Origin of the sequence: Streptomyces qaidamensis (assembly GCF_001611795.1) — a bacterium.
GTDB lineage: Bacteria > Actinomycetota > Actinomycetes > Streptomycetales > Streptomycetaceae > Streptomyces > Streptomyces qaidamensis.
The window spans coordinates 6,185,189-6,204,279 of sequence record NZ_CP015098.1; the positions used below are offsets into that span (position 1 = coordinate 6,185,189).

At 71.1% G+C, this 19,091-nt stretch carries 16 protein-coding genes; 7 read left to right on the top strand and 9 right to left on the bottom strand.

The window, feature by feature from the left end:
* Nucleotides 1–235: 235 nt before the first annotated feature.
* From A4E84_RS27650 to A4E84_RS27660, 3 genes are all read left to right on the top strand, one after another.
* Nucleotides 236–868 carry a DUF6230 family protein gene (locus A4E84_RS27650; protein ID WP_062929130.1) on the top strand — a complete coding sequence of 211 codons (633 nt, stop codon included), beginning with the start codon at nucleotides 236–238 and terminating at the stop codon, nucleotides 866–868.
* Between the two features lie 118 nt (nucleotides 869–986).
* A complete protein-coding gene (locus A4E84_RS27655) occupies nucleotides 987–1,550 on the top strand; it encodes a DUF6114 domain-containing protein (RefSeq protein ID WP_062929131.1) in 564 nt (187 codons plus the stop codon).
* Entirely contained in the window at nucleotides 1,540–2,919 is a 1,380-nt protein-coding gene (locus A4E84_RS27660; RefSeq protein ID WP_062929132.1) for a hypothetical protein, read from the top strand. The genes A4E84_RS27655 and A4E84_RS27660 overlap by 11 nt, the downstream gene beginning before the upstream one ends.
* A 104-nt stretch (nucleotides 2,920–3,023) precedes the next feature.
* On the opposite strand, the gene pyk is transcribed toward A4E84_RS27660, so the two are convergent.
* From pyk to pta, 3 genes are all read right to left on the bottom strand, one after another.
* A complete protein-coding gene (gene pyk / locus A4E84_RS27665; protein ID WP_062929133.1) occupies nucleotides 3,024–4,451 on the bottom strand; it encodes a pyruvate kinase in 1,428 nt (475 codons plus the stop codon).
* A gap of 74 nt (nucleotides 4,452–4,525) precedes the next feature.
* Nucleotides 4,526–5,743, bottom strand: a complete 1,218-nt coding sequence (locus A4E84_RS27670) for an acetate kinase (RefSeq protein ID WP_062929134.1) — start codon at nucleotides 5,741–5,743, stop codon at nucleotides 4,526–4,528.
* Nucleotides 5,740–7,842: a phosphate acetyltransferase gene (gene pta, locus A4E84_RS27675; RefSeq protein ID WP_062929135.1), complete on the bottom strand. Its 2,103-nt coding sequence runs from the start codon at nucleotides 7,840–7,842 to the stop codon at nucleotides 5,740–5,742. Before pta ends, A4E84_RS27670 begins: the two co-directional genes overlap by 4 nt.
* Before the next feature lie 221 nt (nucleotides 7,843–8,063).
* Here pta and A4E84_RS27680 point away from each other — a divergent pair, with 221 nt between their 5' ends.
* Nucleotides 8,064–9,089, top strand: coding sequence for an ATP-dependent 6-phosphofructokinase (locus A4E84_RS27680; protein ID WP_062929136.1), 1,026 nt, complete (start codon nucleotides 8,064–8,066; stop codon nucleotides 9,087–9,089).
* A 78-nt stretch (nucleotides 9,090–9,167) separates the two neighbouring features.
* Here A4E84_RS27680 and A4E84_RS27685 read toward each other — a convergent pair whose 3' ends face one another.
* Nucleotides 9,168–9,929 (bottom strand): transcriptional regulator, encoded by a 762-nt coding sequence (locus A4E84_RS27685; protein WP_079129139.1) that lies wholly within the window; start codon nucleotides 9,927–9,929, stop codon nucleotides 9,168–9,170.
* Between the two features lie 177 nt (nucleotides 9,930–10,106).
* On the opposite strand from A4E84_RS27685, the gene A4E84_RS27690 reads away from it, so the two are divergent.
* On the top strand, nucleotides 10,107–10,556 hold the full coding sequence (locus A4E84_RS27690) for a PPOX class F420-dependent oxidoreductase (RefSeq protein ID WP_062931638.1): 450 nt from the start codon (nucleotides 10,107–10,109) through the stop codon (nucleotides 10,554–10,556).
* Nucleotides 10,557–10,679: 123 nt separating this feature from the next.
* Here the strand turns inward: A4E84_RS27690 and A4E84_RS27695 are convergent, their stop codons facing one another.
* A complete protein-coding gene (locus A4E84_RS27695; protein WP_062929138.1) occupies nucleotides 10,680–11,369 on the bottom strand; it encodes a response regulator in 690 nt (229 codons plus the stop codon).
* The gene (locus A4E84_RS27700) at nucleotides 11,366–13,036 is read right to left on the bottom strand and encodes a sensor histidine kinase (RefSeq protein WP_062929139.1); all 1,671 of its coding nucleotides are present in this window, start codon (nucleotides 13,034–13,036) and stop codon (nucleotides 11,366–11,368) included. Before A4E84_RS27700 ends, A4E84_RS27695 begins: the two co-directional genes overlap by 4 nt.
* 180 nt (nucleotides 13,037–13,216) lie before the next feature.
* Between A4E84_RS27700 and A4E84_RS27705 the strand changes: the two genes are divergently transcribed.
* Complete coding sequence (locus A4E84_RS27705) at nucleotides 13,217–14,608, top strand: cation:dicarboxylate symporter family transporter (protein WP_062929140.1); 1,392 nt, start codon at nucleotides 13,217–13,219, stop codon at nucleotides 14,606–14,608.
* 78 nt (nucleotides 14,609–14,686) lie between these two features.
* Here the strand turns inward: A4E84_RS27705 and A4E84_RS27710 are convergent, their stop codons facing one another.
* A complete protein-coding gene (locus A4E84_RS27710; RefSeq protein ID WP_062929141.1) occupies nucleotides 14,687–15,301 on the bottom strand; it encodes a TetR/AcrR family transcriptional regulator in 615 nt (204 codons plus the stop codon).
* Between the two features lie 109 nt (nucleotides 15,302–15,410).
* On the opposite strand from A4E84_RS27710, the gene A4E84_RS27715 reads away from it, so the two are divergent.
* Nucleotides 15,411–17,084 (top strand): DHA2 family efflux MFS transporter permease subunit, encoded by a 1,674-nt coding sequence (locus A4E84_RS27715; protein ID WP_062929142.1) that lies wholly within the window; start codon nucleotides 15,411–15,413, stop codon nucleotides 17,082–17,084.
* Between the two features lie 158 nt (nucleotides 17,085–17,242).
* Here the strand turns inward: A4E84_RS27715 and A4E84_RS27720 are convergent, their stop codons facing one another.
* A complete protein-coding gene (locus A4E84_RS27720; protein ID WP_062929143.1) occupies nucleotides 17,243–18,142 on the bottom strand; it encodes an aldo/keto reductase in 900 nt (299 codons plus the stop codon).
* A 1-nt stretch (nucleotide 18,143) separates the two neighbouring features.
* Entirely contained in the window at nucleotides 18,144–19,055 is a 912-nt protein-coding gene (locus A4E84_RS27725; RefSeq protein WP_079129404.1) for an NAD-dependent epimerase/dehydratase family protein, read from the bottom strand.
* Nucleotides 19,056–19,091 lie beyond the last annotated feature (36 nt).

Sequence of the window (19,091 nt, forward strand, 5' to 3'; positions counted from 1 at the left end):
CAGGGGGGTCTTCGCCCTTCGGGTGAAGCCTGTCCAGCAGGGTTGTGCGTGATGCGTGTCAGGCGCGACCAGTGGTTGTCGCTCGGGGGTGATCGCCGGTGATTCGGGCGCAGTTGCGCCGCCGAGTGCAGGCGCTCCCCTTCCCGAGGACGTAGCACTTCTCCCATCCCTGCCCGGCTGAGCCTCGACTCGAGGTTGGTCAGGGCAGGAGATGTACGTCCGAGAAGGAGGAAATATGGAGTCCCAGGTGCGTGGCGGGACCAGATGGAAGCGGTTCGCTGTGGTCATGGTGCCCAGCGTCGCCGCCACGGCTGCGATAGGTGTCGCCCTCGCGCAGGGCGCTCTCGCCGCGTCGTTCAGTGTCTCCGGGCAGTCGTTCAAGGTCACGACCGACCAGCTCGTCGGTACGGGCTTCTCGCAGTACGGCGCCCTCGATGAGGGATACACGATGGACGGCAAGAAGGCCGTCCACCCGGTCGCCGTCTCGTCGTTCAAGCAGGCGACGATCAAGAACCTGTGCCAGTCGGTCGTCACCCCGAACATTCCGGTGCTCGGCAACGTCAGCCTGATCCTGCGTGCGGGTCAGGGTGCGAAGCCGGTCGAGGCTCAGAACCTCTACATCGACGTCGCCGACCTCAGCGCCGACGCGACGTTCGAGAACATCGACATCGGTGTGGCCGCCAAGGACGCCACCAAGGGTCCGGCCATGAGGAAGGGTGAGACGGCGAACCCGTACGGCTTCGCCCAGCAGGCCGACAAGGCGACCCTGACCGACGTGAAGCAGACGGCGTGGGCGACCACCGCCGGAACCTTCAAGCTCAGCGGCCTGAAGATGTCGCTGTCGACGGGTGTCAAGGAGTGCTACTAAGCACTCGATGACGGGCGGGGGAGCCGGTGGCGCCCCCGCCCGTCCACCTTCCGGCCGCGCCTTCACGCGGGGCCCACATCACCACCACAGCAACGCTGTACCAGGGAGCTGTTTTTCGATGAGCGCCGAGACTCCTGCCGCCACCGGCCAGTTCACCGTCCGGAGGCAGCAGTTCCGCGCCTGGCGGGGTGAGCGGCCGTTCTGGGCCGGGCTGTTCGTCCTCCTCAGTGGACTGCCCATCGCCTACTTCCCGTACGCGAACCTCCAGATCGGTCACCTGACGCTGGCGATGGCGACCACCGCGGGTGCCGGGTCCCTGATCATCGGCGTGCTGCTCGTCGTACTGGGCGTGAGCCTCTGGTTCCAGAAGCACGTCCGCGTCTTCGCGGGAGTCGCGGCCATCCTGCTGGCGCTGGTGTCCCTCCCCGTGTCGAACCTCGGCGGCTTCCTCATCGGCTTCCTCCTCGCCCTCGTGGGCGGGGCGATGGCCGTGGCCTGGGCGCCGGGCGCACGTCCCGCGGGACAGCCCGCCGCCATGGCCAGCACCGGCACGGGCGGGACTCCCGAGGCAACGGACCACGAGACCACGGTGCTTAAGCCCGTGGCCGGGGTGGACGAGCCGAACGATCTGTCAGGAACGAACCCGGCCAACGGGGCGAACGGGAGGCACAGTGCCGGCTGACGAGGTGACCCACGGGGCTGATGTGGGGGCGTCCCGTGTGAGAACCGGGCCGCGCCACGCGGCACCCAAGAAGCCGCTGTTCACCAGGTTCAGCAGGCCGACCGGCAAGGCGATAGCCATGGCGGCGATGCCGACGGCGGTGCTCATGGGCATGGGCTTCACATCGACGCTCGCCATCGCCGACAGCGACACCCCGGCGGCCCCGACGTCGAAGAGCCTGACGGCCGACGAGTACAAGGACTGCGTGGCGGCCCTGGAGGACTCCGAGAAGGACTCCAAGGGCGACGAGTCCGCCTCGCCCACGCCGTCCCCCTCGGCGAGCGAAGACGCCACGGACGAGAAGGACGACCAGGGCGACACAGCTCCGAAGCCGTCCCCCTCGGGCGGCACGGACGCGAACAACGGCGGTTCCTCTTCGTCGGATTCAGGTGCCGACGACGAGGCCGAGCCGAAGCCGACCCCGTCCCCGAGCGCGCCCGCCACGGGCGGCGACGACGCGGCGGCCACGCCGTCCCCCTCGCCGTCCGAGAGCGGCGGCAACGTGCTGGAGGACATCGGCGACGCGATCGGCGGCATCTTCGACGGCGGAAACGGCGAGGGCGAGGACGAGGCGAGCCCCGGCCCGGCCCCGTCCGCCTCGGCGTCGGAGAGCACCGAGAAGCCGGCCGAGGACACCTCCGGCGCCGAGCAGGGCACGGCCGAGAAGGCCGCCGGCACGGTCGAGGACACCGTCAAGGACACCACCGGCAAGGCGTCCGGCCCGGTGAAGGACACCGGCAAGACGGTGGAGGACACCACCAAGGCCGTCGAGAAGGCCGCCGAGGACGCGGCGGAGAAGGCGAAGGAGGCCACCGCCTCACCGAGCCCCTCCCCGAGCGCCAGCACGGACCCCGACGACTGCCCGGCCGCCACCGACGCCGAGGGCGGCGTCGACAACAAGGTGCCGCTGCCCGACGACCCGTGGTTCCTCAACGCCAGCTCGCTGACGCTGAAGGGCGCCGACTACAAGGGCGTCGTCGAGGTGCGCACCGCCAACGGCACCGTCAAGAAGGTCCTGAAGTACGTCATATCGGGCGGCACCGACATCGGTGACCTGCACCAGACCGTCAAGGACAAGCAGTCCGGCAAGACCTACCACGTGCAGGCGGCCAAGGGCTCGACGTCCACGATCCGCGCCGGCGACACCGTGATGTACACGGAGAGCATCTCCGGCAACCTGCTCGGGCTGATACCGATCACGTTCGACCCGGAGCACCCGCCGCCGCTGAACATCCCGCTGATCTACTTCACCAACGTGAAGGTGCAGCAGGCCGGCCAGTTCGGCGGGACCCTGCACGTGCCGGGGCTGCACAACTTCGTCACCGACTGAGCGCCCCTCAGAGCCCGTTCGGGAGCCGCACACACCGAGGGCGCCCCCTGGATCCCAGGGGGCGCCCTCAGCGGCGTGCACGGGCCCGCACGGCCCTTCGCGGATCAGCCCTTGGCCTCGCCCAGGTGGTGGACCCGCACCATGTTGGTGGTGCCGGGCACACCGGGGGGCGAACCGGCCGTGATGACCACGATGTCGCCCTCGTTGAAGCGGTTCAGCTTCACCAGCTCCTGCTCGACCAGGGCGACCATCTCGTCGGTGCTGTTCACGAACGGCACCACGTGCGGCTCCACGCCCCAGCTCAGCGCCATCTGGTTGCGGGTGCCCTCGTCGGTGGTGAAGGCGATGATCGGCTGGACCGCGCGGTAGCGCGAGAGCCGGCGGGCGGTGTCGCCGGACTGGGTGAAGGCCACCAGGCCCCGGCCGCCGAGGAAGTCGGCGATCTCGCACGCGGCCCGGGCCACCGAACCGCCCTGCGTACGCGGCTTCTTGCCCGGCACCAGCGGCTGCAGGCCCTTGGACATCAGCTCCTGCTCGGCCGCGGCGACGATCTTCGACATCGTCTTGACGGTCTCGATCGGGTACGCGCCCACGCTCGACTCGGCGGACAGCATGACCGCGTCGGCACCGTCCAGGATCGCGTTGGCCACGTCCGAGGCCTCGGCGCGGGTCGGACGCGAGTTGGTGATCATCGACTCCATCATCTGGGTCGCCACGATCACCGGCTTGGCGTTGCGCCGGCAGAGCTCGATCAGGCGCTTCTGCACCATGGGGACCTTCTCGAGCGGGTACTCGACGGCGAGGTCACCACGGGCGACCATCACGCCGTCGAACGCCATCACGACGTCCTCCATGTTCTGCACCGCCTGAGGCTTCTCCACCTTGGCGATGACCGGGACGCGGCGGCCCTCCTCGTCCATGACGCGGTGCACGTCCTGGACGTCCGTGGCGTCGCGGACGAAGGACAGCGCGACCAGGTCGCAGCCCATGCGCAGCGCGAAGCGGAGGTCCTCGATGTCCTTCTCGCTCAGCGCGGGCACGTTGACGGCCGCGCCGGGCAGGTTGATGCCCTTGTGGTCGGAGATGACGCCGCCCTCGATGACGATCGTCTTGACGCGGTGGCCCTCGACCGCGGTCACCTTCAGCTCGACGTTGCCGTCGTTGATGAGGACCTGGTCGCCCTTGGTGACATCGCCGGGCAGGCCCTTGTAGGTCGTCCCGCAGATCGTCTTGTCGCCCGGGACGTCCTCGGTGGTGATGGTGAACTCGTCACCGCGCACCAGCTCCACGGGACCCTCGGCGAAGGTCTCCAGACGGATCTTGGGGCCCTGGAGGTCGGCGAGGACACCGATGGCCCGGCCGGTCTCCTTGGCGGCGGCACGGACCCGGTCGTACCGGCCCTGGTGCTCGGCGTGCGAGCCGTGGCTGAAGTTGAAGCGGGCCACGTTCATGCCGGCTTCGATCAACGAGACAAGCTGATCGTGGGAGTCGACCGCGGGGCCGAGAGTACAGACGATTTTCGAACGGCGCATGGGGGCGATCCTATCGGTTTGTTTCGCAACGGAATATTCCGTCTGGCGGAAAATACAAAAGGGCGGGATGCCGCTCAGGTGTGATTCCCTGAACCAATTACCAGCGCGTAGGTCTGTGTCGCGATCTCCAATTCCTCGTCAGTAGGCACCACCGCCACCGCGACCCGGGCCCCCTCCGGCGAGATCAGCCGGGCCTCGTCGCCGCGCACGGCGTTGCGCTCGCCGTCCACCGCCAGGCCCAGTTCCTCCAGGCCCGCCAGGGCGGCCGCCCGTACGGGAGCCGCGTTCTCGCCGACACCGGCGGTGAAGGCGACCGCGTCCACCCGCCCGAGCACGGCGTAATAGGCGCCGATGTACTTCTTCAGCCGGTGAATGTAGATGTCGAACGCCAGCTCCGCCTGCTCGTCGCCCTCGTCGACGCGGCGGCGGATCTCCCTCATGTCGTTGTCACCGCACAGACCGATCAGACCGCTCTTCTTGTTGAGAAGAGTGTCGATCTCGTCGGCGGACATTCCACCAACACGCATCAAATGGAAGATGACGGCCGGGTCCATGTCTCCGGAGCGCGTACCCATCACGAGCCCCTCCAAAGGCGTCAGCCCCATGGAGGTGTCCACGCAGCGGCCGCCCCGCACGGCCGAGGCGGACGCCCCGTTGCCCAGGTGCAGCACGATCACGTTCGTCTCGGCGGGGTCCTTGCCGAGCAGCTCGGCGGTGGCCCGGGAGACGTAGGCGTGCGAGGTGCCGTGGAAGCCGTAGCGCCGCACGCGGTGCTCGTCGGCGGTCTTCACGTCGATCGCGTAGCGGGCGGCCGACTCCGGCATCGTCGTGTGGAACGCGGTGTCGAAGACGGCGACCTGCGGCAGGTCGGGCCGCAGCACCTGGGCCGTGCGGATGCCGGTGAGGTTCGCCGGGTTGTGCAGCGGGGCCACCGGGATGAGCCGCTCGATCTCGTCGAGCACCGCGTCGTCGATCACGGTCGGCTCGGTGAACGTCTTGCCGCCGTGCACGACCCGGTGCCCGATCGCGGCCAGTTCGGGGGAGTCCAGGCCCAGTCCGTCCTTGGCGAGCTCCTCGGCCACGGCCTTCAGGGCGGCGTCGTGGTCGGCGATCGCGCCGCCGCGCTCCCTGCTCTCGCCACCGGCCGGGGTGTGCTTCAGCCGGGAGGTCTGCTCGCCGATGCGCTCGACCAGGCCCACCGCCAGCCGGCTGCTGTCGCGCATGTCGAGCAGCTGGTACTTCACCGACGAGGAGCCGGAGTTGAGGACGAGAACACGGGTCGGGCTGCTCACTGGGCGGTCGCCTTCTCGCTCGGGGACGGGGCGGGGGTCTGGGCCTGGATCGCCGTGATGGCGACGGTGTTGACGATGTCCGAGACCATGGCGCCCCGGGACAGGTCGTTGACCGGCTTGCGCAGACCCTGGAGCACCGGGCCGACGGCGATCGCGCCGGCCGAGCGCTGCACGGCCTTGTAGGTGTTGTTGCCGGTGTTCAGGTCGGGGAAGATCAGCACGCTCGCCTGCCCGGCGACCTCGGAGCCGGGCAGCTTGGTCGCCGCGACCGACGGCTCCACGGCGGCGTCGTACTGGATCGGGCCCTCGATCTTCAGGTCGGGCCGGCGCGCGCGGACCAGCTCGGTGGCCTCGCGCACCTTGTCCACGTCGGCGCCGGAGCCGGAGGTGCCGGTGGAGTACGACAGCATCGCGATCCGCGGCTCCACGCCGAACTGCTCGGCCGTGGCCGCCGACTGGATGGCGATGTCGGCGAGCTGCTCGGCGTTCGGATCCGGGTTGACCGCGCAGTCGCCGTAGACCAGGACCTTGTCGGCCAGGCACATGAAGAACACCGACGAGACGATGTCGGCGTCCGGCTTGGTCTTGATGATCTCGAAGGCCGGGCGGATGGTCGCGGCCGTGGAGTGCACCGAGCCCGAGACCATGCCGTCGGCGAGTCCCTCCTGGACCATCAGCGTGCCGAAGTAGTTCACGTCCGAGACGACGTCGTAGGCCAGCTCCACGGTGACGCCCCGGTGGGCGCGCAGGGCCGCGTACTGCTCGGCGAAGGCGTCGCGCAGCTCGGAGGCCGCCGGGTCGATCAGCCGGGACTCGCCGAGGTCGATGCCGAGGTCGGCGGCCTTCTTGCGGATCTGGTCGACCGGGCCGAGCAGGGTCAGCTCGCACACGCCGCGGCGCAGCAGCACCTCGGCGGCGTGCAGCACCCGCTCCTCGGTGCCCTCGGGCAGGACGACCCGGCGCAGGTCGGAGCGGGCCTGCTCCAGCAGCTTGTGCTCGAACATCATCGGCGTGACGCGGTCGTTGCTCGGCGCCGAGACGCGGCGTGCCAGGTCGCCGGTGTCGGCGTACCGCTCGAACAGGCCGAGGGCCCGCTCCGCCTTGCGCGGGGTGGCGGCGTTGAGCTTGCCCTCCAGGGAGAACAGCTGCTCGGCGGTCGGGAAGCTGGTGCCGGCCACCGACAGCACCGGGGTGCCGGGCGCCAGGCGGTCGACGAGCGTGAGGATGTGGTCACCGGGCACCTCGTCCAGGGTGAGCAGCACGCCCGCTATCGGCGGGGTGCCGGCGCTGTGCGCGGCGAGCGCGCCGACGACCAGGTCGGCCCGGTCGCCCGGGGTGATGACGAGGCAACCAGGGGTCAGGGCGCCCAGGAAGGTCGGCAGCATCGCGCCGCCGAAGACGAAGCCGAGCACGTCCCGGGCGAGCCCCGAGTCGTCGCCGAGCACCACCTTGGCGGCGAGGGCGTGACCGATCTGCGAGACGGTCGGGGCGGACAGGGCGGGCTCGTCGGGCAGGACGTAACAGGGCACGGGCAGCCGGGAGTCGAGATGGCCGGCGATCTCGTCGCGGTCCTCGGGGGCCACCCGGTTGGCGGCCATGGCCAGGACGTCGCAGCCCAGGGTGTCGTAGGCGCGGTAGGCGTTGCGCGTCTCGGCGAGCACCGACTCGACGGTCTGCTTGCGGCCTCCGACCACCGGGATCACGGACGCGCCGAACTCGTTGGCCAGCCGCGCGTTGAGCGCCAGCTCGTCCGGGAGCTGGGTCCCGGCGTAGTCGGTGCCGAGGACCAGGACGACGTCGTAGTCCCGGGCGACCAGGTGGAAGCGGTCGACGAGGGTGGACACCAGCTCGTCGGTTCCGGCCTCGGCCTGGAGGGCGGACGCCTCGTAGTAGTCCATGCCGTAGACGGTCGCCGGGTCCTGAGTGAGCCGGTAGCGGGCGCGCAGCAGCTCGAACAGGCGGTCGGGCCCGTCGTGGACCAAGGGGCGGAACACGCCCACCCGGTCGACCTGACGGGTGAGGAGCTCCATGACCCCCAGTTCGACGACCTGGCGTCCGTCGCCTCGGTCGATGCCGGTCACGTACACGCTGCGGGTCACGCGCGCTCTCCGTTTCGTCTCGGATGGGGGTACGCCTCTTGCCCCACTGCTATCCAGCCAGGGGCACAAAAATCGCCCACCGAGGTGAGCAGAACCCTCTTGACAATACCTCTGCCGGTAGATAAGGCGCCCATCAGAGTCGGGTGCCGCACCGGGCTGCGGAGCGTGAAACAATCGGCAGTGGCTCACCGGTGTCAACAGCGAGCAGGAGACACAGCACGATGCGTATCGGAGTTCTCACCGCAGGCGGCGACTGCCCCGGCCTGAACGCCGTGATCCGGTCGGTCGTGCACCGGGCGGTCGACAACTACGGCGACGAGGTCATCGGCTTCGAGGACGGCTACGCCGGCCTGCTCGACGGCCGCTACCGCTCCCTCGACCTGAACGCGGTCAGCGGCATCCTCGCCCGCGGCGGCACCATCCTCGGCTCGTCCCGCCTGGAGCGCGACCGGCTCCGGGAGGCCTGCGAGAACGCCTCCGACATGATCCACGAGTTCGGCATCGACGCGCTGATCCCGATCGGCGGCGAGGGCACGCTGACGGCCGCGCGCATGCTGAGCGACGCGGGCCTGCCCGTCGTGGGTGTCCCGAAGACGATCGACAACGACATCTCCTCCACGGACCGCACCTTCGGCTTCGACACCGCGGTGGGCGTCGCCACCGAGGCGATGGACCGGCTGAAGACCACCGCCGAGTCCCACCAACGGGTGATGGTGGTGGAGGTCATGGGCCGGCACGCCGGCTGGATCGCCCTGGAGTCCGGCATGGCGGCCGGTGCGCACGGCATCTGCCTGCCGGAGCGGGCGTTCGACCCCGCCGACCTCGTGAAGATGGTCGAGGAGCGGTTCTCCCGCGGCAAGAAGTTCGCGGTGGTCTGCGTCGCCGAGGGCGCACACCCCGCCGACGGCACCATGGACTACGGCAAGGGCGCCATAGACAAGTTCGGCCACGAGCGCTTCCAGGGCATCGGCGCCGCCCTCGCCCACGAGCTGGAGCGGCGCCTCGGCAAGGAGGCCAAGCCGGTCATCCTCGGCCACATCCAGCGCGGCGGCGTGCCGACCGCCTACGACCGGGTGCTCGCCACGCGATTCGGCTGGCACGCGGTGGAGGCGGCGCATCAGGGGCGCTTCGGCAGGATGACCGCCCTGCGCGGGACGGACATCGTGATGGTCCCGCTCGCGGAGGCCGTGACCGAGCTGAAGACGGTGCCGAAGGACCGGATGGACGAGGCGGAGTCGGTCTTCTAGGAGTCGGTCTTCCCGGCCCCGGTCTTCCAGGACCCGGTCTTCCCGGCCCCGGTCCTCCGGGACTCTGTCTTCTAGCTTCTAGCCGGCCCCCAGGTCGGTGTCGTCCTGGAGCTTCGTCCAGAAGTGCTCCACGATCCGGTCGAGGAAGTCCTGGCCGGCACCGCCCGCGTCACCGCTGCCGCCGCCCCAGCTCAGGGTGGCGGCCATGTGCCCCTGGTAGTCCTCGTGCAGGCCCCGCAGGGCCCCCTCCAAAAACCGCCGGTCCAGGGGCACGAGTCTGGCCACCGGGCGCACGTAGGCCTGCCAGCGGGTGGTGGCGGCGCTGCGCAGCAGGTCGCCGAGCTTGGCGTCCCGGCCCGTGACGGTGACGACGTCGGGCAGGCCGAGCCCGAGCAGATCGGCGAGGGCGGCGGACTGGCGGTCCGTGCCGCGCCAGGTGTCGGTCTCCTCCATGCGCAGGTACGCCTGCACGTCGTGCCCCACGGCCCGGGCCACGTCCTCCGGGGCGAGGCAGCGGGCGATGCGGTGTTCGCGCAGGGTGCGTGGTCTGCCGATGAGTTCGGCGGGCGAGCACCACAGCACGCCCGCGAGTGCGGTGAGTTCGGCATTGGTCGGGGCGGCGGCCCCGCGTTCCCAGGCCATCACGTGGTCCGGGGTGATGTGGGGATGCCCGTACGAGACACGCATGCCGTAGGCGACGTGCTCGGGTGCCATGCCGAGCGCGGCGCGCAGCCGGCGGGCGGCGGGGGCGTTGAAGGGCGGGGCCGTGGGGGCGGACGGGGCCGGGGGAGAGGGAGGGGAGTGGCTGGGGCGGGCTGAAGGTCGGCGCACGGGCCACAAGCTAGGGCGGTGGGTCTGGGCTGACTACGGTCTGTTCGGCCAGGATCACGGATTGTAGGAAGCTACGGCTACCGGCGGGTTCGACCGGGGCCGGAGATCGTCTTCCGGCCGGGGCGGAAGCGGGGCGAGGATGGCGCCGGGTCCGGTGATCGCGGGCCCGGAAAGGCAGTGACGCACATGAACGGCAAGCTCAACGGGCATATGCGCGAGCGTCTTCTCGCGCCGAACTTCTGGCATCTCGCGACGGTGGGGGCGGACGGGGCGCCTCAGGTGTCGCCCATGTGGGCGGACATCGAAGGGGAGTACGTCATGGTCAACACCTCGATGGGGCGGGTGAAGGAGGAGAACCTGCGGCGCAATCCGTACGTTTCGCTGTCGCACCACGACCCCGCGGACCCCTACGACCGCGCCGAGATCCGCGGGAAAGTGGTGCGGTTCGTGGAGGGGGAGGCCGCGGAGCGGTCGATGGACCGGCTGGCGCGGAAGTACCTCGGCGAGGACCGCTACCCGTGGCTGCTGCCGGGCGAGCGCCGGGTGATGCTGCTGATCGAGCCGACGCGGGTGCGGAGGCAGGAGGGGGTCGAGCCGTTCCGGGCGGGCGTGCTCCCGGAGGGCGCGGCGGACTGAACGGCGGCGGCCCCATGAGGGCGCACCGCGTTGCGGCCGGGACGGCCGCGTCGTGAAGCTGAGTCGCGTGGCCCAGGCAGATCAAGGGGTGTGGGGCGGTTCAGGCCGGCGACTGATGGACCGTCACTGGCCCGTGACCCAGCGGTACTGCAACTCCGGGCGCCCCACCGTGCCGTACTGCGGGCGGCGCGCCGCGCGGCCCGCGTCGACCAGATGCTCCAGGTAACGGCGGGCCGTGATGCGGGAGATGCCCACGGACTCCGCGACTCCGGCGGCGGTGAGGCCCTCCGCGCTGTCGCGCAGGGCCACCGTCACCCGCTCCAGCGTCGGTGCGCTCAGCCCCTTGGGCAGCGCGGCCGGGCCCGGTGCGCGCAGGGTCGCGAGCGCCCGGTCCACCTCGTCCTGGCCGCTCGCCTCACCGACCGCCGCGTTGAACTCGGCGTAGCGCACGAGGCGGTCGCGCAGGGTCGCGAAGGTGAAGGGCTTCAGGACGTACTGCACGACCCCGAGCGAGACGCCCTCGCGGACGACGGCCAGATCGCGCGCCGACGTCACCGCTATCACGTCCGCGTGGTGACCGGCTGCCCGCAGGGACCTGGCCAGGTGCAGCCCGTGCACGTCCGGCAGGTGCAGATCGAGCAGGAGCAGGTCCACCGGCGTGCGGTCCAGTACCCGGCGGGCCTCCGCGCCCGTGTGCGCCTTGCCCACGGCCACGAAGCCGGGCACCCGGCCGACGTACAGGACGTGGGCGTCGGCGGCGACCGGGTCGTCCTCCACCACCAGGACACGGATGGTCTTCCCGCTGCTCGTCATGCGTCGCCTCCAGCGCCTCTGGCCGCCGGAACCGCCAAGGGCGCGCTCTCGGCCGCCGTCCCGGGCTCCCGCAGCGGCAGCCGTACCTCGAACTCCGCCCCTCCTCCGTCGGCCTCCGCCACCGCCAGGGAGCCCCCGTGCCGCTGGCTCGTCTGCCGTACCAGCGCCAGTCCGAGGCCCCGGCCGCCCGGGCCCGCCGGCTTCGTCGAGAAGCCGCGCTGGAAGACCGCCTCGGCGTGCTCGGGGTCCACGCCCGGGCCGGTGTCCGAGACCCGCAGCACCAGCTCCGGGGTGTCGTCGGAGGTCCGGGTGTACGCCGCCACCGTCACTCTGGCCCGTACGCTGCCCTGCGCCGCGTCCACGGCGTTGTCGATCAGGTTGCCGAGGATGGTCACCAGGTCCCGCGCCGGCAGGGTCTCGGGCAGCAGGCCGTCGTCCAGGCTGCTGTCCTCCGAGACCATCAGCTCCACGCCCCGCTCGTTCGCCTGGGCCGTCTTGCCCAGCAGCAGCGCCGCCAGCACCGGCTCGCTCACCGCCGCCACGACCTGGTCCGTCAGGGCCTGCGCCAGCTCCAGCTCGGCCGTCGCGAACTCCACCGCTTCCTCCGCCCGGCCCAGCTCGATCAGCGAGACGACCGTGTGCAGCCGGTTCGCCGCCTCGTGCGCCTGAGAGCGCAGCGCCTGTGTGAATCCCCGCTCGGAGTCCAACTCGCCCATCAGCGACTGGAGTTCCGTGACATCGCGCAGGGTGACGACCGTGCCGCGCCGCTCGCCGCCCGACACCGGCGAGGTGTTGATCACCAGGACCCGGGACGCCGTGAGATGCACCTCGTCCACCCGCGGCTCCGACGCCAGCAGGGCGCCCGTCAGCGGGGCCGGCAGCCCCAGTTCCGCCACCGACCTGCCCACCACGTCCCCGGCCACGCCGAGCAATTCACGTCCTCCGTCGTTGATCAGCGCCACACGGTACTGCCCGTCCAGCATCAGCAGCCCCTCGCGTACGGCGTGCAGGGCGGCCTGGTGGTAGTCGTGCATCCGGCTCAGCTCGGCGGCGTTCATGCCGTGGGTGTGGCGGCGAAGCCGGGCGTTGATGACGTACGTGCCGACCGCGCCCAGCACCAGCGCGCCGGCCGCGACGCCGAGCAGGGCCGTCAGCTGGTCCTGCACCCGCTGGGTGATCTCCTCGACCCTGATGCCCGCGCTGACCAGGCCGACCACCCGCGGGCCGTCCATGATCGGGGTGACCGCGCGGACCGACGGACCGAGCGTGCCCGTGTAGGTCTCGGTGAACGTCTTGCCGCGCAGCGCCTGCGCGGTGTGGCCCTGGAAGGTCTGGCCGATCTGCCGCGGGTCGGGGTGCGTCCAGCGGATGCCCCGCGGATCCATGATCGTGATGAAGTCGACCTCGGTGTCCCGCATCACCTTCAGCGCGTACGGCTGGAGCTCGGCCGACGGGTCGGCGGTGCGGGTCGCCGCCAGCACGGACGGGGAGTCCGCGACGGACCGCGCCACCGCCCTGGCCTGGCGCCGCGCGGCCTCCTCGGCCTGGCTGCGGTCGCTGACGTAGGAGAACAGCGCGTATCCGGCCACGACGACCGCTATCAGGACGGCCTGCATGGCGAAGAGCTGGCCCGCCAGACTGCGGGGGCCGGGGACGGAGAGACGCATGTCGTCAGTCTGCCTCGTGGCTGATTGTGAACTATATGAACGGAAGGGTGACCGCGCTCACACAGCAGGACATAGTCACGGCATTCCCCATAACGCATCTCCGGGAGCTCCCCGCTCCCTTTTCCCCCGGACGTGAGCCGCACGCCGGTGATGCCGACGACGTCGTCAAGGAGGGCCGCCGTGACCAGCGCAGCCGATACGGCACCTGCCGCACCCAAGGCCAAGCGGGACCGCACGCACTATCTCTACATCGCGGTGATCATCGCGGTCGCCGCCGGTATCGCGGTGGGCCTGGCCGCACCCGACTTCGCGGTCGGGCTGAAGCCCATCGGGACCGGCTTCGTGGCCCTGATCAAGATGATGATCTCGCCGATCATCTTCTGCACGATCGTCCTGGGCATCGGCTCGGTGCGCAAGGCCGCCAAGGTCGGTGCCGTCGGCGGTATCGCCCTCAGCTACTTCATGGTGATGTCGCTGGTCGCGCTGGGCATCGGCCTGGTCGTCGGCAACATCCTGGAGCCGGGCACCGGCCTCGCGGTGACCGACGCGATCAAGGACGCCGGTCACGCGCAGGTCGACGCCGAGGCCAAGGACACCACGGAGTTCCTGCTCGGCATCATCCCGACCACGATCGTCTCCGCCTTCACCAACGAGTCGGTCCTGCAGACCCTGCTGATCGCCCTGCTCGCCGGCTTCGCGCTGCAGGGCATGGGCTCGGCCGGCCAGCCGATCCTGCGCGGTATCGAGCACATCCAGCGGCTCGTCTTCCGCATCCTCGCCATGGTGATGTGGGCCGCCCCGATCGGTGCCTTCGGCGCCATCGCCGCCGTCACCGGCTCCGCCGGCCTGGACGCGCTCAAGAGCCTCGCCGTGCTGATGCTCGGCTTCTACGTCACCTGCTTCCTCTTCGTCTTCATCGTGCTCGGCATCCTGCTGCGCGTGATCTCCGGCCTGAACATCCTCACGCTGTTCAAGTACCTGGGCAGGGAGTTCCTGCTGATCCTGTCCACCTCCTCCTCCGAGTCCGCGCTGCCGCGGCTCATCGCGAAGATGGAGCACCTGGGCGTCAGCAAGCCGGTGGTCGGCATCACCGTCCCGACCGGCTACTCCTTCAACCTCGACGGCACCATGATCTACATGACCATGGCGTCCCTGTTCATCGCCGACGCGATGGGCACGCCGATGTCGGTCGGTGAGCAGATCCCGCTGCTGCTCTTCCTGCTGGTCGCCTCCAAGGGCGCCGCCGGTGTCACCGGCGCCGGTCTCGCGACCCTGGCCGGCGGTCTGCAGTCGCACAAGCCGGCCCTGGTGGACGGCATCGGCCTCATCGTCGGCATCGACCGCTTCATGAGCGAGGCCCGCGCCCTGACCAACTTCGCCGGCAACGCCGTGGCCACTGTGCTGATCGGCACCTGGACGAAGGAGATCGACAAGGAGCGGGTCAACCAGGTCCTCGCCGGTCAGCTGCCCTTCGACGAGAAGACGCTGCTCGACGACGGCCACGGCGGTCCGGCCGAGGACCACGTCGAGGTGCCCGAGCAGGGCCCCGAGAAGGAGCTGGCGAAGGCCTGACGGCCGCGCCGCCCCACAGACTCCGGGCGGCTGGGTGTCCCCCCGTCGCTCAGCCGCCCGGTCCACACACCGAGAAGTTCACGCGTTCAGCTTCGCCACCAGTTCGGTGGCCTTCGAGGCGGGCACGCCCGCCGCGGTCAGTACGGTGACCGCGGCGCAGCGGCCCGCCTCTTGCGCTGCCAGCAGCCCGTCGTTCACGGCCTCCATCACGGCGAACAGCATCTGCTCGTGCACATACGCCAGAGCCGGAGCCGGCAGCGGCGAGCTGAAGACGCCCTCGTCCAGCCCTCGCTGCAGCAGCCCGATGCTCGCTTCCCGGACCGGGGCGAGCCGCTCCCGGATGCCCTGCATGGTGACCGTGCGCTGGGCGAGGGCGACCAGCAACCGGTAGCGGTCGGCGATCGCCCACACCGCCAGCACCGAGCGCGCCACCGCTTCCGCCGGTTCCCGCACGTCCTCGCGGCCCGCCGCGTGCGCGGCCGACAGGGCCTGGACCGCCTCGTCGACGAGCGTGCTGATCAGCGCCTCACGGCTCGGGAAGTGCCCGTACACCGTCCGCCGTACGACGCCCGCGGCCCGTGCGATCTGGTCCATGGACGCGTCGGGGTCACGCAGCAGCTCGGCGAGGGCGACGTCGAGGATGCGGCGACGGTTGGCGTCGGCGCGGCTGGTTCCCGTGGTCATGGTCGCCATTGTGCCCCTTCCCCCAGCGATTTGCACAGCGCTGTGCAACGGCGTAGATTGCACAGCGTTGTGTAAATGCACATCCATGTGCAAGACAGCGAGGAAGGCAACCCCTGCCATGCGACTCGTCATGAACGAACCGGCCGAGAGGATGGACCGCCCCTACGCACGCCGCTGGTGGGCGCTCCTCGTGCTCTGCCTCAGCCTGCTGATCATCGTGATGGCCAACACCGCCCTCACCGTCGCCGCGCCCGCCATGACCGAGGACCTCGGGCTGTCCAGCGCCGACCTCCAGTGGGTGATCGACGGCTACACCGTCCCGTACGCCGCGCTGATGCTGCTGCTCGGAGCGATAGGCGACAAGTACAGCCGCCGGGGCGCGCTCGTCCTCGGGCTGGTCGTGTTCGCGGGCGGCTCCGTCTTCGGCTACCTGGCCGACAGCGCGACGACGGTCATCGCCGCACGGGCCGTGATGGGCGCCGGCGCCGCGATGATCATGCCCGCCACGCTGTCCCTGCTCGCCGCGACCTTCCCGCGCGCCGAACGCGCCAAGGCCATCACCCTGTGGACCGCCACGGCCGGACTCGCCATCGCGGCCGGACCGCTGGTCGCCGGGGCGCTGCTGGAGGGCCACGGCTGGTCCTCGACGTTCCTCATCAACGTCCCCGTCGCGCTCCTGGGCCTCATCGGCGCCCTCGTCCTCGTACCGCCGTCCAAGGCCGCGGACCGCGGACGCATCGACTACGGCGGCGGACTGCTCTCGGTGGCGTGGATCGCCGCGCTGGTCTACATGATCATCGAGGGGCCGCACTTCGGCTGGGGCGTCAAGGCCGTCACGGCGGCGGTCGTCGCCGGAGCCGGGCTCGTCGCCTTCGTCCTCTGGGAACTGCGCCACCCGCGCCCGCTCCTCGACGTCCGCCGCTTCACCAACCGCGGCTTCGCCGGCTCCAACCTCGCCGTCGCCCTGTTCTTCCTGGCGGTCTTCGGCGCCTTCTACTACCTGACGCAGCACCTCCAGTTCGTCCTCGGCTACGACGCCCTGGACACGGGCGTGCGCATGCTGCCGCTGGCGGGCGCCGTGTTCGTGGGGGCGGCCCTCACCGGTCTCCTCACGCCCCGGGTCGGCATGAAGTGGACCGTCACGGCCGGCATGGTCGGCGGCACGGCGGCCCTGGCGCTGCTCACCCAGGTCGGCTCCGGTTCGTCGTACGGCGACTTCGTCGCGCCGCTGGTCGTCCTCGGCCTCTCGATCGGGCTCGCCCTGTCGCCCTGCACGGACGCGATCATGGGGGCGTTCCCGGAGGCGGAGCTGGGCGTCGGCGGCGCGGTGAACGACACGTCGCTGGAGCTCGGCGGCTCGCTGGGCATCGCCATTCTGGGCTCGCTGCTGGCGACCTCCTACTCCGGCCACCTCTCGGACGCGACGGCCGGCAGCAAGCTCCCCGCCGACGCCCTGTCCACGGCCCAGGACTCCGTCGGCGCCGGGTACGCCGTCGCCCGGGGCCTCGGCGACAAGGCCCGGCAGCTCACCGAGCAGGCCGCGCACACCGGCGACCCGCAGCAGGCGGAGCGACTGCGCGCGCAGGCCGGGCAACTCGGCGACGGCGCCAGGCAGATGGCCGACGCGGTGGGGTCCGCCTTCTCCGACGCGGTCGCGCACACCAGCCTGATCGGGGCCGTGATCCTCGGCGTCGGCACGGTGGCGGTGGCGCTGCTGCTGCCCGGCAGGGCGAAGCCGGCGGACGAGCCCGCCGGGCAGGACAAGGAACTGGAGTCGGCCGGGGCCCGTTAGGACCGGTCGCGAGAGTGGCGCCTGTTGCCGAAGGCGGCAGGCGCCACGCGCGTGCCGGGCTCCGGGAGCGCCCGCGCGTCGCATGGCCCACCCGTAAGGCGTGCAACCGGCACGTCCTGTGTGGCACGTACCCCTGCGGTACCTCGGCGCGAGACGGCCTAGGCGCCAACCGGCTCGGTGGACTCGTCCAGGCGTACCCGCTCCTCCGCTGTGAGCAGCAGGTCCGCCGCGGCCGCCGAGTCCCTGATCGTCCGCGGCCGGCTCGCTCCCGGGATCGGGAGAACCGCCGGGGACCGGGCCAGCAGCCAGGCCAGCCCGATCTGCTGGGGACTGACACCGCGCTCCGCCGCCACCGCGTGGAAGGCGGCGAAGCGCTGTTCCCCTTCCGTGCGCGACGGCCCGTCCAGGGAGCTGCGGGCCAGGCCGCCCAACGGGCTCCACGGCAGGAACGACAGCCCCAGTTCCTCGCACAGCCGCAGCTCCGGCTCACCGTCCCGGACGGCCGGGGAGTACCGGTTCTGCACCGACACCAGCCGGTCGCCGAGGATCTCGTACGTCCGGCGGATCTGTTCCGCGTCCGCGTTGGACACACCGGCCAGCCGGATCGTGCCCGCGTCGAGCAGTTCGCGCAGCGCGCCGACCGACTCCTCGAAGGGCACGGCGAGGTCGGGCTTGTGCAGCTGGTAGAGGCCGATCGCCTCAACGCCCAGCCGCTTGCGCGACGCCTCGGCGGCGGCCTTGAGGTGCCGGGGGTGGCCGTTCACCGTCCAGCCGCCACCCGCCGGGCGGCCGCGGCCGCCCTTCGTCGCCACCAGGACGGAGGAGGTGTCACCGCCGTAGGCGGCGAGCGCGCGGGCCACCAGACGTTCGTTGTGCCCGGGCTCCGCGCCCGGCAGGTGGTACGAGTCGGCCGTGTCCAGGAGGGTCACGCCCGCGTCGAGCGCGGCGTGCACGGTGGCCACGGCACGCTCCTCGTCCGGCCGTCCCTCGATGGACAGCGGCATCGCGCCCAGCCCGACCGCACTCACCCGCAGCCCGCCGAGAGTCCTGTAGCGCACGTCAGCCGCCCTTCCCGAGCGTCTCCGCGACGGCACGCGGCAGCCACTGCCGGGCCTCGCCGAAGGTGAAGCCGAGCCGGGCGGCCCGGGCGTTGTCCATGCCGTAGGAGCGGCGGAAGGAGAACGGCGAGATCTCGCCGACCTCGACGTGCCGGAACTCGGCCCGGCCGCCCGGGACATGGGCGGCCACCGCCGCGCACAGTTCCTCGGTGCTCAGCGTCCCGGAGGAAGCGGCGTTCACCGGCCCGGTGAAGTCCTCGCCCGCCGCCCAGGCCAGGCAGCTGGCGATCTCCTCGACGTACACGTACGTGGCCGGCCGGTTCGCCGTCGGCACGGCGATCGGCTCGCCGGTGCGTATCCGCTCGGCGTAGTGGGCCAGCCTGCCCGTGAAGTCGTCGTCCCCGCCCAGCACATGGGCCACCCGCACCACCGTGGACCCGAACCCCGGCCCGGCGGCGAGGACCGCCTCGGCCTGCCGCTTGCCCTCTCCGTAGTGGGCCTCCAGGAACGTGGGATCGCCCCAGGGCAGCCCGGGGTCGACGGTGACGGTGGACGGGTCGACGGCTTCCTCGCGCACCAGGGCGGCGGAGTCCTCGTACTCGTACACCTCGACCGTGGAGGTCATCACATAGCGCCGGGTGCGTCCGGTGAAGACGCGGCGGGCGATCGCGGCCTGGCGCGGGGTGTAGCAGACCTGGTCGACGACGACGTCGAAGACGCGGGTGCCGAGCGCGTCGGTCAGCGACCGTTCGTCGTCCCGGTCGGCGCGCAGGTGCTCCACCCCGGGGGGGGGCGGGGAGGAACCCCGGTTCAGCACGGTGACACGGTGGCCTTGGGCGAGCAGCCGGGCGAGGAGACGCTTTCCGACGTATCGATTGCCGCCGATGACCAGGACGTTCAGGGTCTTTTCCATGGCCATAATTCTCCCGGCGTTCATCCACGCCCTGAA